The 16,963-nt window shown below is 55.8% G+C and carries 12 protein-coding genes; 4 read left to right on the top strand and 8 right to left on the bottom strand.

All coding sequences use genetic code 11. From position 1 onward, the window contains the following. Positions 1-37 precede the first annotated feature (37 nt). The 5 genes from AC07U5_RS20665 to proV all read right to left on the bottom strand — a co-directional run bounded on the left by AC07U5_RS20665 (position 38) and on the right by proV (position 5,182). A complete protein-coding gene (locus AC07U5_RS20665; RefSeq protein WP_494724112.1) occupies positions 38-1,447 on the bottom strand; it encodes an HD-GYP domain-containing protein in 1,410 nt (469 codons plus the stop codon). A 274-nt stretch (positions 1,448-1,721) separates the two neighbouring features. Next, entirely contained in the window at positions 1,722-1,994 is a 273-nt protein-coding gene (locus tag AC07U5_RS20660; RefSeq protein WP_245495221.1) for a transcriptional regulator, read from the bottom strand. A gap of 62 nt (positions 1,995-2,056) precedes the next feature. Beyond that, positions 2,057-2,956, bottom strand: coding sequence for a glycine betaine ABC transporter substrate-binding protein (locus AC07U5_RS20655; RefSeq protein ID WP_448745596.1), 900 nt, complete (start codon positions 2,954-2,956; stop codon positions 2,057-2,059). A gap of 66 nt (positions 2,957-3,022) precedes the next feature. Next, positions 3,023-3,913, bottom strand: a complete 891-nt coding sequence (locus AC07U5_RS20650) for an ABC transporter permease (RefSeq protein ID WP_494724111.1) — start codon at positions 3,911-3,913, stop codon at positions 3,023-3,025. 36 nt (positions 3,914-3,949) lie between these two features. Continuing rightward, entirely contained in the window at positions 3,950-5,182 is a 1,233-nt protein-coding gene (proV, locus tag AC07U5_RS20645; RefSeq protein WP_494724110.1) for a glycine betaine/L-proline ABC transporter ATP-binding protein ProV, read from the bottom strand. A gap of 803 nt (positions 5,183-5,985) precedes the next feature. Here proV and AC07U5_RS20640 point away from each other — a divergent pair. Together AC07U5_RS20640 and AC07U5_RS20635 are read left to right on the top strand one after the other, a co-directional pair. Beyond that, the gene (locus AC07U5_RS20640; RefSeq protein WP_494724109.1) at positions 5,986-6,480 is read left to right on the top strand and encodes a putative pterin-binding protein; all 495 of its coding nucleotides are present in this window, start codon (positions 5,986-5,988) and stop codon (positions 6,478-6,480) included. A 56-nt stretch (positions 6,481-6,536) separates the two neighbouring features. After that, positions 6,537-8,378 (top strand): putative bifunctional diguanylate cyclase/phosphodiesterase, encoded by a 1,842-nt coding sequence (locus AC07U5_RS20635; protein WP_494724108.1) that lies wholly within the window; start codon positions 6,537-6,539, stop codon positions 8,376-8,378. 139 nt (positions 8,379-8,517) lie between these two features. Here the strand turns inward: AC07U5_RS20635 and AC07U5_RS20630 are convergent, their stop codons facing one another. Continuing rightward, on the bottom strand, positions 8,518-9,156 hold the full coding sequence (locus AC07U5_RS20630) for a TetR/AcrR family transcriptional regulator (RefSeq protein ID WP_313056867.1): 639 nt from the start codon (positions 9,154-9,156) through the stop codon (positions 8,518-8,520). A 142-nt stretch (positions 9,157-9,298) separates the two neighbouring features. Between AC07U5_RS20630 and AC07U5_RS20625 the strand changes: the two genes are divergently transcribed. Both AC07U5_RS20625 and AC07U5_RS20620 read left to right on the top strand, forming a co-directional pair. Next, positions 9,299-11,335: an oxidoreductase gene (locus AC07U5_RS20625; RefSeq protein WP_494724107.1), complete on the top strand. Its 2,037-nt coding sequence runs from the start codon at positions 9,299-9,301 to the stop codon at positions 11,333-11,335. A 468-nt stretch (positions 11,336-11,803) separates the two neighbouring features. Continuing rightward, positions 11,804-14,815, top strand: coding sequence for a DEAD/DEAH box helicase (locus AC07U5_RS20620; RefSeq protein ID WP_494724106.1), 3,012 nt, complete (start codon positions 11,804-11,806; stop codon positions 14,813-14,815). A gap of 72 nt (positions 14,816-14,887) precedes the next feature. On the opposite strand, the gene AC07U5_RS20615 is transcribed toward AC07U5_RS20620, so the two are convergent. After that, positions 14,888-15,913, bottom strand: coding sequence for a hydroxyacid dehydrogenase (locus tag AC07U5_RS20615; protein WP_494724105.1), 1,026 nt, complete (start codon positions 15,911-15,913; stop codon positions 14,888-14,890). 172 nt (positions 15,914-16,085) lie between these two features. Continuing rightward, positions 16,086-16,874 (bottom strand): DUF4394 domain-containing protein, encoded by a 789-nt coding sequence (locus tag AC07U5_RS20610; RefSeq protein ID WP_494724104.1) that lies wholly within the window; start codon positions 16,872-16,874, stop codon positions 16,086-16,088. Positions 16,875-16,963: the final 89 nt, after the last annotated feature.

Raw genomic sequence — 16,963 nt, 5'->3', positions numbered from 1 at the left:
TTACTGCCGTATGGCCCATTTCCTGCTGCGGCAGGCGTTAGGCCGCTTTCGTTGCCTCATGTGAGGACGAAGTATTCTCCTGCAGCGCCAACTGACGGGCAAATGTCGTAAGAGGGGTTCGTGCTAAGGCACGTTCAAGGGCGCTGATGCAGATAGGATCATGTGATCGGCCCGCGCCTTCCCAAAGTATCGAGAATGCCTCCTGCAGCGGCATAGCCTGCCTGTAAGGTCGGTCTGCAGTCAGTGCATCAAAGACATCGGCGGTGGAAACGATCCGAACCTCCATCGGGATTTGCTCTGCGCTTAAACCTCGCGGATATCCTTTTCCGTCCAGACGCTCGTGGTGAGCGCCACCGATCAGGGCCGCGTTGGCAAACGCTCCAATCGCAGAAAGAATCTGCTCTGAAAATTCCGCGTGTCGCTTCATCTGGCTCCACTCTTCATCATCGAGTTTCCCAGCTTTGTCCAACACAGTACTGCTCACACCAAGCTTGCCGATGTCATGCAGCAAAGCCGCTCTTTTCAAAACCCGCCGGGTTTCGAAATCTATGTCCATTTCTTCCGCTATAAGATCGGTGTATAGCGCAACGCGTTCGCTATGGCCCGAAGTGTACGGACTTTTGGCGTCGATCACTTTCGCAAAACCAGCGGCGATATCATCAAGATAATCATCGTCGGCCAAGACCCCGTGCTGCCCGGGTTCGGAATCAAGAACAATTCTCTCTAAGTCGGGCGAGGCCAGCTCCTCCCAGAATTCTCGCTGAGACGCGATCCTTACAAAGACATCAACGAGAGCAGGATCGAACCAATCTCCCTTGCGCTTTGCAACCTCGTCAAGAGCGGCTTGGGGGCCGCTGCTGGCCTGGAACACATCGATTACCTGCGACAAGAGCGCGATTCTCGAAAAAAGCGGGATTTCCTCTCCGGCTAGACCGCTCGGCTTTCCTCGCCCACTCCAATGCTCATCCAGACCAATGATGCCCTCTGCGACGTTTTCCGAAAATCGCATTTGTCGCGCAATGTCCGCGCCGCGCTGACACCGTGTCTGTATAAGATCAGTGGAAATCTCGCCCCCATTTTTAAGAATGTTAAGGAGGCTGCGAAAACGTTCAGTAAGACCGGCCTTTGCCCCGGTGTGGCTGATCACGAACTTCAGGACCTGCCCCAGGCTTCCATCGACCAGCTTGAAGTCGTTTTTAAAGCTGATGTCATCCGCCAGATAAAGCTCGCAAATGCGCGAAGCGTTGCTGCTGCAGCCGAGATCCTTCAACAGAAGTGTGTAGTAGAGGTCGTGCAGCTCTGGTTCACTGAGGCCGATCTCTCGTCCGACGCTCGTTCCGATGTAACAGCAGCGAATACAATGCCCGTCTGGCTGGCCCTCGGTCATATCGAGCGCCTTGCTGAGGGCTTCGATAATCTCGGCCAAACGTATCTGCACTTGCTTCATAACTGACCCCTGGTTGAAGGCTGACGCTATCAAATGAGGGTTTCAGAACAGTTATGAGCCTAAACGTTTTGTGACTGAAATTTCTTCGGAGCGTATGATGAGCGTCATCGATGAAGACAAACATGAGCGCGTGTGCCCATGCGGCCATCAGTCGCCGTCAGCTGACGCACCCCGTACAGGTGCGCCATTTTTAAAATAGGATCGGCTAGACATGCGGCAAGGTCCGCATGCGGGTGATGTATAGAGCGGGTGCTCAGATCTCCCTGGACAAATTTTAGAAAAGCGTCTCATCACCTGGCCATCGCGGCCCGAGACCGAACCCTGTCGAAAGCCATACTCCGCTCACCTGCAGAGACGCGGCGATCGTCTCGAGGTACTCACGACCCGGCTCGCTCCGGTCATTTTCCCACGCGCTCCAAACGTTGCTCTCCACGCCGACCATCTTCGCAGCATTATCGAGTGACAGCGCAGATGCATCACGCGCCAACGAGATGCGTCCTCCGAGCGTGTCGGTATCGGTCAGCGCTTTGTGATTGGTTCCTTGCATCATATCCCCTACCCGGCAATGAACCGGCCTCCTCGACTATCGTCTGAGGAGGCCGAATTTCATCAGCTCTGTTCTCCAACCCAGGCCTTCACCTGATCTGGATGATCCTTGATGTATTTTTCGATCGCAGCCTCGTAAGACGTCTCTTGGGCTGTGAACATTGCCGCTTCCAGGTCGTTGAGCGGCACCTTCATGCGTGAAAGAAACTCGGCAGCCTTGGGGTTTTCTTCCCTGAATTTCTTCGATGCGAGGATGTCGACATGCTCGGCCTGACCCAAGGATTCTTTCGGGTCTGTGAGATAGCGGAGCTTGTACTTCCCAAACATCCAGTGCGGGCTCCAGGACGTGGCGACGAACCACTTTTCACTTCGCATCGCCCGGTCAACTGTCGTTAGCATGCCTGCTTCGCTGGAAATCTGCAGCTTGTATTCGCCGAGGTCATAGTCCTTGACCGCCTGCTGTGAAAGGCGGGTCAAACCAGCACCCGGATCAATGCCCTGTATCGTGCCGGACAACTTCTTCTGAACGTCGGGTTTCTTCAGGTCCTCGATCGAAGAAATCTCTGCTTCAGGAACATAAGTCGGCACCACCCAACCCAGCTTCGCGCCGTCATAGACTGTGCCGAGCGTTTCGACCTTGTCCTTCACCTTCGCAAAGTAATCCGCATGGGTTGCCGGCAGCCACGCCATCATCATTGCATCGATGTCGCCACGGCTCACGCCCTGATAAAGCGGGGCGACATCCGTCTGGACGAGCTCCACATCCTGGCCGAGCTTTTCCTTGATCAGCTTGGCAGCAAGTTTAGTGACGAACTCAGCGTCGGACCAGGGGGCGAAGCCGAGCTTGACGGTTTTTGCATCTTGCGCCATCGCCGGCGCTGTCGAGCCAAAAAGCACAGCGGCAGCAAAGCCAATGGCGCCACCAAGTGCGGCCCGGCGGGTCGAGGAAAGTATCTTGAACATATGTTCTCCTTTTGGGAGGTTTGAATTTGCGGATTCAGCATCCGCATCATTGGGCGGCGCAGGCGCTCAGGCGGTTGCCGGAGACAATTCCTTGCGCTCGCTCTTTCTCTTGAAAAGCCCCGACCAAATGGCAGATTGAGGCTTTCCAAGGCTTTGGGTAAGGCGATCGAGGATTACCGCGAGGATGACGACAGCAAGACCGCCTTCGAAACCGGTGCCCACGTCGAGACGCTGAATACCGGTGAGAACCGTGTTCCCAATGCCGCCTGCGCCAATCATGGATGCGATGACAACCATGGAAAGCGACAGCATGATCGTCTGGTTGATGCCCGCCATGATCGAGGGCATGGCGTTCGGCAACTGAACCTTGAAAAGCAACTGCGAAGGAGTGCAGCCAAAGGCGTTTCCAGCTTCGATGAACTCTACATGCACCTGGCGGATGCCAAGATTGGTGAGCCGCACCACTGGCGGCATGGCGAATATGACGGTCGCGATAGCACCGGGTACCGCACCAAGCCCAAAAAACATTGCCGCAGGAATGAGATAGACGAATGCGGGCATGGTTTGCATGAGGTCGAGGACCGGTCGGCCGAGCGCAGCAACGGAATCCTTTCGCGCCATGGCGATCCCGAGCGGAAGACCGATGATCATAGCCATCAATGTTGAAGCTATGACAAGTGACAGCGTTTCCATCATCGCTGTCCAGAGTCCCATGTGGTCAACGAGCCAAAGCGCAAGTCCAGCTAACACCCCAAAAGCTGCGCCGACCCGCCAAAACGACAGAATGACAAAGATGAGAATGCCCACAGGCATGGGAATGGCAGTGAGCGTTTCCTGGATGGTACTTGTCACGAACCCGATCACAGTGGCGACGAAGTCCAAGAAGGGCGAAAAATTGTCCAGAACATAATTGACGACGGCATCGACGCCGTCCCCTATATCGAAATTCATAGTCAAACTCCGGTTGTTGGCCGGTTGGGGGAAATGCTGAAATCAGCTCGCGCGGTCGAGCGTTTCAAGCAGTGTCGATTTGCTGATGGAGCCGAGGTAGCGCCTGGAGTTGTCGACAACTGGAACCGGCCATGGGCTCGCAGCGACACGTCCGAGGACGTTCGACAAAGGCTCGTCAGCTGGGATCGGTTCGATCTCGGATAGAAACGCTGCCCTATAGGGGTCCGAATGTCCTGAACGCATATTTTCGACGAGCGTGGTCTGGCTAACAACGCCGTGATAGGTTTTGTCACGCCCCAGGATAATTGCGTATTCGCGGTCGAATGTTTTCATTCGCTCGAGCGCTGCGGCAGCGGTTACACCTTGCCGATCGATGATCGTAACCTGCGTTTTTTGTGCGACGTCGCCGGCCTTAAAGACGTGTGTCACGTCAACGTTTCTAAAAAAGGAGCGCACATAGTCGTTTGCCGGGTTCATCACGATTTCGTCTGGCGTGCCGACCTGAACGACATCGCCGTTTTGCATGATGCAGATCCGGTCGCCGATGCGCATCGCCTCGTCGAGGTCGTGACTGACAAAAACGATGGTTCGGCTGTGCTCTGCCTGAAGGCGCACGAGTTCGTCCTGCATTTCCATGCGGATCAATGGATCGAGAGCGGAAAATGCCTCATCCATGAGCAGGATGGTGGGTTCACTGGCAAGCGCGCGAGCCAAGCCAACGCGTTGTTTCATCCCTCCTGAAAGCTGATCGGGCATGCTGTCTGCGTAACCGGCGAGACCGACAGCTTCCAGCGCTAGGAGCGCCTTGGCGTTACGTTCAGCCTCTCCCATACCGGCAACCTCAAGTCCGAAGGCGGCATTGTTGATCACGGTGCGGTTGGGCAGAAGCGCAAAGGATTGGAATACCATGCTGATATCGCGCCTGCGCACCTCGATCAGGTCGCGACGGGACATTTTAGTGATATCTTGGCCATCGATCTCGATTGAACCCGCCGTGGGCTCGATCAGCCGGTTGAGCAATCGCAGGAGGGTGGACTTGCCCGAGCCTGAGAGGCCCATGATGACAAAAATTTCGCCGGCTTGAATATCAAAGCTAGCCTTGTTGACGCCAACCGAACATCCAGTCGAGGAGTGGATTTGAGATTTCGTCTTCCCGGCGCGAACCATCTCCAGCGCCTTGTCGGTGTCCTCACCGAATATCTTATAGACGTTATTGAGACTGATTTTGGTCGTAACCGGCGGAGCCAGTGCGTCATTTTCAGTTTGAGAATTCATAAATTTAATTCAGCCCAGCACAAAGCAAGGGCATTCTCCTTCTTTATCGCGGTTAGCCCTGACAACCTCAGGGCTCTACAGGAGCGGACATCGACAGGATTACAGCTTGTTTGCGACATCACCGCTACCGCAAGCTTTGAAACACGGGCTCAGATCCGTGATGACGCTTTCGCATACTCAATATCTGACCCGAATGAAAATGCGAGGTGGCGAGCGTGAAGCTCACCGAGGCGCGCTATTTACGGCAATTTTTTTCCAATGTCCATAAAAAAACCTCAAATATTTTTCGCGAAGTGGGTCGGCACTTGCGTTCAGACGCTATCTTCGACAAAAGCACCAGTCCTCCGAGACCCGAATAAGTTCTTTGTAAGATCCACCTGATCGCGAGATTTTGGAGCAAACGCTCTAAGTTAAAATGTGTCTATTTGCGACATCGCGCCACGTAAAAACGCACATGGAGACTGGCATAGTCGCCGAACTCTCGCAAAGCTCCGCCGACGTGCAGGTCCTTAAACCGCCCTTATCTTTTCAGGCGTACCGCACGCCACTCTGCAGCGAACTGTAATATCCCGCGGACTGGAAACGCTTTGAACTCACGAGCTTCACTACTTCGACTAGACGCAACGTGTTCAAATCCAAAATCTGAGCTGGAAACGTGGGCGCCCCGCCCGAAATCGTTAAAATGCGACCGTTCCCTACAGAGGCATTAAATCATTATTACACATAACATAATGCCATAATAAAATAAGATTGAACACAACGATGCTTGAGGTATGGCTTGGCAATCAAATTGGGGATGATCCATGCCAACTCGCCGAATATTTATTCGTTTCTTGACCGGGCTGGCGCTTGCTGGTGTTTTAGGCAGTAATACTGCGTATTCTTCAGAACCAATTTTGAAGGTTCAGGGACTGTCTTCTGGACAGCAAACTTCTGTCGCTCTTGATCTCTCTGCAATGGACAAGATGCCCCAGACCACCTTCTCGACGACGACGCCCTGGCATTCTGGCGTGACCGAATTCAGTGGTGTGTCGCTGAAAGATTTTCTGTCCTCGACGCAGTTCAGCGGCATGAAGCTACAGATCATCGCTTTGAATGACTACGAAGTGGAAGCGGATATATCCGAGCTGCAAGAGGCCGGTGCGCTCCTAGCGACCCGCCAAAACGGCACGATCATGCCGGTCAGTGACAAGGGGCCGATCTTTCTGGTTTTCCCATTCGATAGCCGCCCCGAATTGCAGCATCAGACCTATTACAGTCGTGCTGTGTGGCAAATTGCGGAAATCAACGTCCAGTGAGAGCGATCGGGGACGCAATTGACCTTCCAGTCCGCTACCGGCGTACCAAGATAACGTTGACACTTGTCACGGCGGCACTTGCCTTGATCGCTGTTGCGAGTTCTTTCCTGGCTTTCAGTTACCAACGCCATATCGTCGAAGCATCCCGCTATAATCGCACCTTCGATCTAGGCCAAACCGCGGTCGAGTTGCTGCGCCTCCAATTTGCCCTTCAGCAAAGCCAGACATCGGGCGACATCAGCGATGTCGCGTTTCGGCTCAGCATCATCAACAACCGGTTGAAGATCCTGTCATCCAGTTCGTCTAGCAGCGACCCTAAGCAGAAGGCGATGCTGGAAGACCTGAAAACCGTTGTATCGACGCTTGCGCCGCTGGTCGCCGAGCCGCATTCTCCGACGGCCATGCGCGAAGGCGTATCAAAACTTCAGCCTTTCATCGCGCCCGTGCTGCGATTAGGTTCGCTTTCGCATGCGACTGTCGGAGACGAGATTCAGCAGAACCAGAGCCAGCTCAGCATCATCTTTGCCACGATTTGTTTTGTCACGATGACATTCGTTGCCTTCGGCGCTGTTCTGCTGGTGTTTGTTTTCCGCCAAAATGCCAAGTTGGACCGCGTCGTACGAATAGACTCTCTGACGGGTATCGCAAACCGGATTGGCTTCCACGCTTCGATTTCGGGTAAACAGAATGTCGAGCAGTCACTGATCATCCTCGACGTCGATCACTTCAAGATGATCAACGACACGCTGGGGCACGCCTCTGGCGATCGATTGCTTGTCGAATTGTCTAAGCGACTCAGCACGTCGTGTATCGGCGCCAACGTCATTGCACGCATTGGCGGTGACGAATTCGGCATTCTTTACACTGGCTCCAACGCAGCAAACGAAGCGGTCGAATGCAGCAAGCGGATTTTGCAGGAAGTCCGGGCACCCTTCGACATCGATGGCAGGCTCGTCACCTCAAGCGTCAGCCTCGGTGTCAGCTCCTGCAACATCAATTCCGATCGCGGCTCAACCCTGTTCAGACACGCCGATATCGCGCTTTACGAAGCAAAGAAGGCTGGACGCAACCAGTTCATGATCTTTCACCCGGACATGAACCAACACCTGACACGTTGGCAATGCCTGCAAAACGATCTCGCGACGGCTACGGAAACGGGACAGCTATTTCTGCTTTTTCAGCCGATCGTCGATCTTGCCACCGACACCACGCGTGGCTTCGAGGCATTGTTACGCTGGCAACATCCTGAACTTGGTCTCATCTCCCCTGTGGAGTTCATTCCGATCGCTGAGGAAAGCGGCCAGATCGGTCCTATCGGATCATGGGTTATTGAAGCGGCTTGCCAGCATGCAGCCCTTCTTCCAACCAACACCTTTATTGCCGTCAACGTCTCCGCAGCTCAGTTGACGAATCCATCCCTTGTGCTCCATACGCGCGCGTCTCTGACAAAACATGGCGTTTGGCCCGAGCGCCTAGAGATCGAAATCACGGAGAGTACGTTGATCGAGAATGACGAACGTGCACTCTCCGTTCTTCATGAACTCCGGCTTATGGGTTGCCGAATTTCCCTTGATGACTTTGGCACCGGTTACGCTTCCCTCAGCTACCTACGTCGCTTCCCCTTCGATAAAATAAAGATCGACCAGTCGTTCCTGCGCGGCGCATCGCATTGCGAGGAAGCCGCAGCGATCATTGCCGGAACATGCGATCTTGCTCACCGGCTGAAGTTGACGATCGTCGCCGAAGGCATCGAAACCGAAGAGCATCGTGAAATTGTGCGTGCGGCAGGATGCCACTTGGGTCAAGGCTATCTGTTCGACAGGCCTTTAACCCCCGATGCATCCCTATCGAGGCTCGCCTTCGAGGCAGGAGCGGACGCTTTCGAGAGGTGCGGATAGCGGGGCCGATCCTACTCGGGCTCACGCCGCCTGATGAAGCTGCTCAAGCGTCGGCCTAGCTTCTGACACGGTGGGACACGCCAGTTTGCTGGCGATTTGCGTGGGATATTCCGATTGAGCTGCTACTAAAGTTCGCAAGTTATCCGACGTCTGCAGCTCTGAAGCTATGGCGAGCAAAAAAGCGGTCGAGATCGCGCTGCTGGGGCGCGATACCGGTATACACCTCGACGTAGTGAGGAATGCGTTTCATACGCAAAGAAATGTCCTCTTTCGTGCGCATCGAAACGTAGCCGATCTGAACGAGATAGGTCGTACGGGCCCGAACATCCGCGTCCAACTCGGTGTGGCCAAACCGCATGAACATACGCTGTAGCGCGGAGAGCCTTGCGCGGTCGGCGTTCTCTATCTCTGTCGATATGTCCTCAGACTGTAGGGCCCAACTCCGAACCGCAAACTCAAAGCGTGGATCGAACAGTTCGGGGTTAATCCAACAATCAAAGACATTGAACATCGCCTCAACGATACTCTCAGCATAAGCCTCGCACTGCTTGACCAGATTGCCCGTGTTCTTCTCCCGCCAGCGGGTGAGAAGCGCAGCCAGAAGCTCTTCCCGGTCCTTGAAGAACCAGTAGAAGCTCGTGCGGGACAAGTTCAACTTTTTTCCAAGCGGCAGGATTTTCACCGACTCGACGCCGGTTTCCAACAAGGCTTCATAGGCAGCCTGCAGCCACACCTCTTGCGATCCGCGCCAACCGCTGTCGTGAGAAATCTCTGTCATGGTCGGTTCCTATCAAACCGGTGGATCGCAAACAATTGCCTGATCACACGTGAGTCGATCCAATGTACTGCCCTGTTCTTAATATTGACACCTATGTACATTTTTTTTACGGTCGACGACAACCCTCTTGCGGAGAAAACCGATGTCGAACGATCCCCTCCTGCAGCCTTTTCAACTCAAGCACCTGACGCTCCGAAACCGCATCATCGTCACAGCGCACGAACCGGCCTATCCGGAAGACGGGATGCCAAAGGAGCGATATCGCGCATACACGGTTGAGCGGGCGAAAGGCGGAGTTGCACTGACGATGACGGCCGGATCAGCAGCCGTATCGAAAGACAGCCCTCCGGTTTTCAACAACCTGCTCGCCTATAAGGACGAGATTGTTCCCTGGATCCGCGAAATGACCGACGCCGTGCATGAGCAGGGTTCGGCGATCATGGTTCAACTCACCCATCTTGGCCGTCGCACCAGATGGGACAAGGGCGACTGGCTTCCGGTCGTCGCTCCATCGCATCATCGCGAGGTCGCGCACCGCGCTTTTCCCAAGAAGATAGAAGACTGGGATATCGAGCGGATCATCAAGGACTTTGCCGACGCCGCAGAGCGGATGCAAGCAGGCGGGATGGATGGCGTGGAACTGGAGGCATATGGCCATCTCCTTGAGCAGTTCACCTCGCCTCGCACCAATGAGCTGGATGGTCCCTATGGCGGTTCGCTCGACAACCGCATGCGGTTCTGTCTCGACGTGCTTGGCGCGATCAGAAAGCGCGTTGGCAACGAATTCATTCTCGGCATTCGTTACACGGCAGATGAGCGGGTAGCGAATGGCACGGGCTCGGAGGAAGGTCTTGAAATATCGCGACGCCTCAAGGATAGCGGCCTGATCGACTACCTCAATGTCATCCGCGGCCATATCGATACAGACCCAGGACTGACGGATGTCATTCCGATCCAGGGGATGGCCAATTCGCCGCATCTCGATTTCGCCGGTCAGATCCGGTCGGCAACCAAATTCCCGACGTTCCACGCCGCAAAAATTCCCGATGTTGCAACGGCTCGGCACGCCATCGCTTCCGGCAAGGTCGATATGGTTGGAATGACGCGCGCCCATATGACAGACCCCCACATTGTCCGAAAGATCATGGAAAAGCGGGAGGATGACATACGACCCTGCGTCGGGGCGAATTACTGTCTCGATCGCATCTATCAGGGCGGCATGGCTTTCTGTATCCATAACGCGGCAACAGGACGAGAGGTCGACATCCCTCACACCATCCCCAAAGCCACGCGACTTAGAAAAGTGGTCATCGTTGGGGCGGGACCTGCGGGGCTTGAGGCGGCCCGGGTGTCTGCCGAACGCGGCCATTCGGTTGTCGTCTTCGAGGCCGCCAACAACGCCGGTGGGCAAATCCGTTTGACGGCTCAAAGCGAGCGCCGCCGGGAGATGATTAGTATTATCGACTGGCGAATGAGCCAGTGCGAAAAGCTCGGCGTACAGTTTCACTTCAACACCTGGGCGGATGTGGAGACAGTTGAGGCTGAAACGCCCGACGTGGTGATCATCGCCACGGGCGGACTTCACCATACCGATGTACTGGCGGCCGGCAACGAACTCGTGGTGTCGTCATGGGACATCATCTCGGGCGACGTCAAACCCGGCACGAACGTGCTGATCTACGACGATGCCGGCGACCACGCAGCCCTTCAAGCTGCCGAGATTGCCGCGAAGTCCGGAGCGAAGGTGGAGATCATGACACGCGACCGCGCCTTTGCGCCGGAGGTCATGGGCATGAATCTCGTCCCCTATATCAGAGCATTGCAGAAGCTCGAAACCACGTTCACGGTGACCTATACGTTGACGGCAGTGGAGCGAAGCGGAAACCAGTTGCTGGCCCACATCGGCAGCGATTATGGTGGTGTCGACAAGCGCAAGCTCTTCGACCAGGTGGTGGTCAACCACGGAACACGGCCGCTGGATGAACTCTACTTCGAGCTCAAGCCGCAATCGATCAACGGTGGTGAAGTCTCCCACGATCAGCTTATTGCAGGCGATGCCCAATCCGTGACGCGAAACGAGAATGGCACGTTTCAGCTTTTCAGGATTGGCGATGCGGTAGCGGCGCGTAACACCCACGCCGCAATCTACGACGGTCTGCGTATTGCAAAGGATCTCTGATCGTTCAAATCCAATCGAAGCGAAAATGGACGCATCCTCGACGGCTCGCTAAAGGGCCGTCACAATCGTGCATCCGCACGGGCTCACGCGCTGCAAAGATGACGTTGGCAAGGAACAAGCTGTTGGGAACTTTGTTCTCGATGGCTGGTGAAATTGCTTATGAAAGAAATGCGAATGGATGTGAGCGCGTCTAGACCCAAAGAGAAAAGAGCCGCCGCATCTACCAGCGCCCCTGAGCCGATCCAGCCACCAAAGCTACCGCCAGGATTCGTTGCAACGAGGCTTGCTGCTTCGCTTGCCCAATCCGAAACGTCACTCTGCTATGTTGCGGCGAGCGAGGGAGAGGCTGAACGGATAGCAGAGGCCATCACTGCTCTTTTCCCTGAGATAAACCATACTGTGTTTCCTCCATGGGATTGCCTTCCATACGACCGCGTTCTCCCGTCTCGTCACTGCATGGGCCGGAGAATGGACGCGCTGCGACTATGGATTGGTGGGGGTTCCAGCCGTCGCCTGATGCTGACGTCATTGGAAGCAATCCTTCAACGCGTCCCGCCAGCAGACGCGATCTCCGAGAGCGTTTTCCAACTTGCAGTAGGGACATCGTTCAACCGCGATGCGTTCATGGATTTCATCGCACGCACAGGATATACGGAAGAAGGCGTTGCAGACGATCCGGGGGAATTGGCTGTCCGTGACTGCGTCATCGACATCTACCCCGCCGGTGCTCCGGGGCCCATGCGGATTGTGCTTGATGAGAATGACAATATTCTGGAGTTGCATGGCTTTGACCGCCTATCGCAGCGCACGGAAAGTTCTTTGGAGCACGTATCGATTGGCCCCGCTTCGGAAGTTATTAAGGGTGATGACGCTTCTCAAGACGCCGGTCCATCTGCAACTACCATCGAGAACTCGCTCATTCGCCAGTACGATCTCATGCCGAGCGCGTTTGATCTCCTCGGTGATACAACCCTGATCCTGGGACAGGGCATCAATCAGCGGCTCGAACACTATCTGGACATCATCGACGACGCGCAGCAGGCCCATATTGATTTCGGCGCAGCGAATGCAGCGTCGCGTCAGTCGCTCTATCTCGACCGCGGCGAATGGGACGAGCAGACCGGTCGTATGGGGTTGGAGACCCTAAAAATCGACGATGGTGAGGATCTGCCGACGAAGCCCTATGACGCCGATTACCGAAAGTCGGTCACCAGGTTCGCGCAGGACGCACTTCAAGAGCATAAGAAGGTTCTGATCGCGGGTAACGGCAAGCGCGCCGAGGCTCTTTATCGGCGACTGGAGAAGGGAGCGGACGCTCCCAACGGCACCGTCGCCCGATGGGATGATGTTTTGAGAGCGACGCCTGGCAGTCTCATGAAGATTGCCAGCAATCTCCAGGAAGGTTTTGTCGATACGAGTGAGGGTATCGTCGTCGTTGCTGCACCCGATGCACCGATGGCGGACACCGGCTCTCATCAATTGCTAACCGAGCCCGAGCTTCGGATCGGTGATGTGGTTGTGCACGAAGATCATGGCATTGGCGTTCTGAAGGATCTCGAGACGATCCTTGTCGAGAACGTCGCGCGCGACGCAGCCCGATTGCAGTATCGCGATGGAGATTCCATCCTCGTTCCCATGCGAGAGTTCGACAAGCTCTGGCGTTATGGTTCCGAGCCTGATGCTGTTTCGCTCGATCGTCTCCACACCGAGGCCTGGAGCAAAAAGAGCCAGAAGATTGCGCAGGACATCGTTTCAACCGCCCGTCACCTTTCGAAGATTGCCAAGCAGAGGCAGTCCTCACAGGCGCAGACATTCATCCCTCCTCGCACTCAATTTGCAGCCTTTACGCGCCGTTTTCCTTTCGCCGAGACCCGCGATCAATCAAAAGCGATCAACGATGTTTTGTCTGATCTCGCATCGGGAAAGGCAATGAACCGCCTCGTGTGCGGAGACGTCGGCTTCGGCAAGACGGAGGTCGCGCTGCGCGCCGCGGCGGCGGTGGCCCTCTCCGGCGGACAGGTTGCCGTCATCGCGCCCACCACCGTTTTAGCGCGTCAGCACTTCCACACCTTCCAACGACGCTTCGAAGGGACAGACGTCTCTGTCGGAATGATGTCGCGGCTGGTTAAGCCAGCCGAAAGCAAGCAAACCAAAGCGGCTCTGGCTGAGGGCAAAATCGGGGTCATCGTGGCGACGCAAGCGATCTTCGCAAAAGATGTGCGTTTCGCGCGCTTGGGGCTGTTGATCGTGGATGAGGAGCATCGTTTTGGGTTGAAAGAGAAAAGTGCGATGAACAGGCTCGCGCCTTCCCTCCACACGCTTATGATGTCGGCGACGCCAATTCCGCGAACACTGCAATCGGCTATGGTTGGCGTTCAGGAGGTTAGCCTTCTCACCACGCCGCCATCGCGAAGGCGTCCGGTGCGTACCTCACTCGCTGCTTTCGACCGCGCATCGATGCGAACGGGTTTGATGCGGGAGCATCGCCGTGGGGGACAGAGCTTTGTCGTCGTTCCTCGTATCGAAGACATCGAAGGTGTCGAAACCATACTGAAGGACATCGTTCCAGAACTGTCGGTCAAGGTGGCGCATGGCAGGATGCCGGCGGCAAAAATCGACGAGACGATTGTCGGTTTTGCGGGAGGCGATGGAGATGTCCTGCTCGCCACCAACATCATCGAGAATGGGCTGGACGTGCCGCGGGCCAATACCATGTTCATATGGCACCCAGAGCGTTTCGGGCTTGCTCAACTTCATCAACTGCGCGGACGCGTCGGCCGTTCTGGCGCGCAGGGCAGAACGACCCTCTTGTTGGAAGAGGGGGCAGATCTGGGCGAAGACGCTTTGTCGCGACTTTCTACGCTTGTTGAGAGTGACCGGTTGGGGTCTGGCTTGGCGATCAGTGTGCGAGATCTCGATCTGCGTGGCGGTGGCGACATCGCCGGTGATGATCAGGCTGGGCATATGAGGGTGATCGGCGTCGGACTGTACCAGAAGCTTTTGGCTGGGGCTGTCGCGGAACTGGGCAAGAAGCCATCACCTTTCCCGCAACAGACGATCCTTCAGCTCGACACAGCGGCGACGATACCGGCGAACTACGTGTCGGATCCCGCCACCAGACTCAATCTCTATGCCAAGCTCTCCCGTGCCTCCAGTCTCCTCGAGATAGACGATCTGAGAGAAGAGTTTGAGGACAGGTTCGGTGAATTGCCTTCGGAGGTACTCATCCTGCTGCGAACAAGCCGCGTTCAACTGAGCGCGGCGCGATTAGGCATCTCAAAGCTCGAGGCGGGACCGAAGGCGCTCGCCTTAACCTTCACACCAAATACCCCTGCCAAGGTGCTCGCACACTTCATAAAAAAGGCAGGAGCAGTGCGACGGGACGACAGGCTGATCTTCCAGGTTTCAAGCGGCACAGGCGAAAAGCAACTGGAACAGTTCGAGCAGATTCTGGCGGAAGCCAACACGAGCACAAGGTAGCAGCGAAACGCTTTATGACCGACCGAGAGTCGAGCAGCCATATCCGTTTAGGTTACGCGGAGAACCTAATGATTATGAAACGGAAACCGGCTTCGACCTCATCATGCTGGCCGTCGCTGGATCAGCACGACGGCAAAGCCTCGGTGGAAGCCCTTTCATGATGAGTTCCGCATCCGCGACGGCCATCGAACCCAAAGCATAGAAGGCATCGCGTGTACCGCCAGTCCTGTGAGCAGAGAGAAGGATGCCATGTGCGCTCCGGACCGGATCGCCTGCCTTGACTGGTTCCTCCGGAAACACGTCGGTTGCCACCCTAATATGGCCTGATGCTGCAGCCTCAAGCATCGCCGGAAAGTCGACGACCGCGGCGCGGCTCATCAACAGGAAAGCCGCACCCGGTTTCATCAAAGCGAATTCCTTCTTGCCGAGGAAACCTTCGTTCTCGCTTGTGACACTGGCGAAGACGAAGACGACCTGGCTTTCTCGCAGGAGCTCATCAAGCGTTGATGGCAGGCAATCGAGCCGCTCGACAATCTCCTTCGGTAGCCAGGGATCGAACACGCGGACCGTGTTTCGGAACGGTCGAATGAGCTCACGCAGTTCGCGGCCAAGATCGCCGAAACCGATGATGCCGACCGGGGCTCCTGCAAAGCGGAATGTCTCCGAATTCCCTTCAAGTCCATAACGTTCGGTGCCCTGCCTGAACTCACGATCCGCTGCGGTGATACCGCGTGCCAGGTCCAGCGCCATGGCAAGCGATGCTTCCGCAACCGGTGACGCGAAAGCCGACGCCGGTGTGATCACCCATATGCCTCGCTCGACGCAGGCCTGGTAATCGACATTGGGCAGAAAATTCGATTCAACATTAATGATCGCCTTCAATCGCGGCGCGCGATTCAAACGCTCTCTTGGCATGTCAGTCTGGCCGAAAATCAAAACCGTGTCTGGAAGGTAGCGCTCCACCTCTTCGGCGGGCATCTGGCGGTCTTCGGATACGATCACCTCGCCGAGCGCCTCCAGACGGGCTCGAACGGAAGGCTCCATGATCAGGTCCAGCGTTCTCGGCAATGGATCGACCAGAATGATGTTGCGGCTCATCGTTTCCTCCCTCAAGAATCGCGTGAGCGGCAGATTAGCGTGAATACCCCCTCGCCGGGCAAGCTCAATTCGGCGGTGATGACGGTCGAGAGACGCAAGTACCCGGCGTCACGCCCCACAGTCTATGAGACGGAAGGAGGCAGTCAGCTTTGGCCGCCTGCCCCCTCGTTCCTTACATCGCCGGCAGAACGGCAATGTCTCTCACTTCATCCTCCACGCCGGTGATCGCGCCGACTTCGGTCGCCTTTCCGGTTTCGAGATTGACCGTATAGAGCATCTTGTTTGCAGCAAGGTAGGCCGTGTTCTTGCCACCTTCCATGCCCTGAATATCGAAGGCATAGGTCGCCGGCTTATCCTTGAGGCCAAGCTTACCAATCGCCTTCAGCGTCCCATCATTCGGCTTCGTTTGCTGGATCAACGCGCCGATGGTGGCGTCGATATTGTACATCGCCGTCTTTTCCGGCTTTCCGATGGAGTTCGTATAGGCGGCCGCGACGATATTCGGCGTTTCACCCTTGTGCATATCGCCCTCTTCGAAGGCGAGCGTACCGTCAACCGTTACCGCACCCGTGTCAGGGTGAACCCGGTGGTTGGTGGTTCCGCTCATGAAACGCAGACGATCCGCCATCGGGTTAAAGTCGACCACCACCGGAGCATCGGTGATCGTCAGCATCTTGTCCATTTTCGCTATATCGCTTGCAGCGCCCGTTTCCAGATTGATGCTGACGATGCGATGATCGGGCGTAACGCCAATGACGGTCTTGTTGCCGGGGCGATAATCGATGCCGACAAGCTTATCGACGCCTGTGACTTCCATCGTCTTCGACACCGCGGGCTTTTCCGTGTCGAACATGACGAGTGTCTTGTCGCCGCTCAATCCCAATACCGGCGCTGCCAGCGCGGATGTCGCCGTAGCGATGACTGATATGGAGGCTGCCAAAGCAAAACGAATGGTCTGCATATTCTTCTCCCGTGCGTTTAAAATCGAAGAAGGTTTCGCCACATGGCTTTCAACCCTCCATCTTGAAGACACCACGGGGGATGCGATTG

It is taken from the genome of Agrobacterium sp. GW821-FHT02D03, from assembly GCF_059421725.1.
This window is presented reverse-complemented; position numbering and strand designations above follow the sequence as displayed.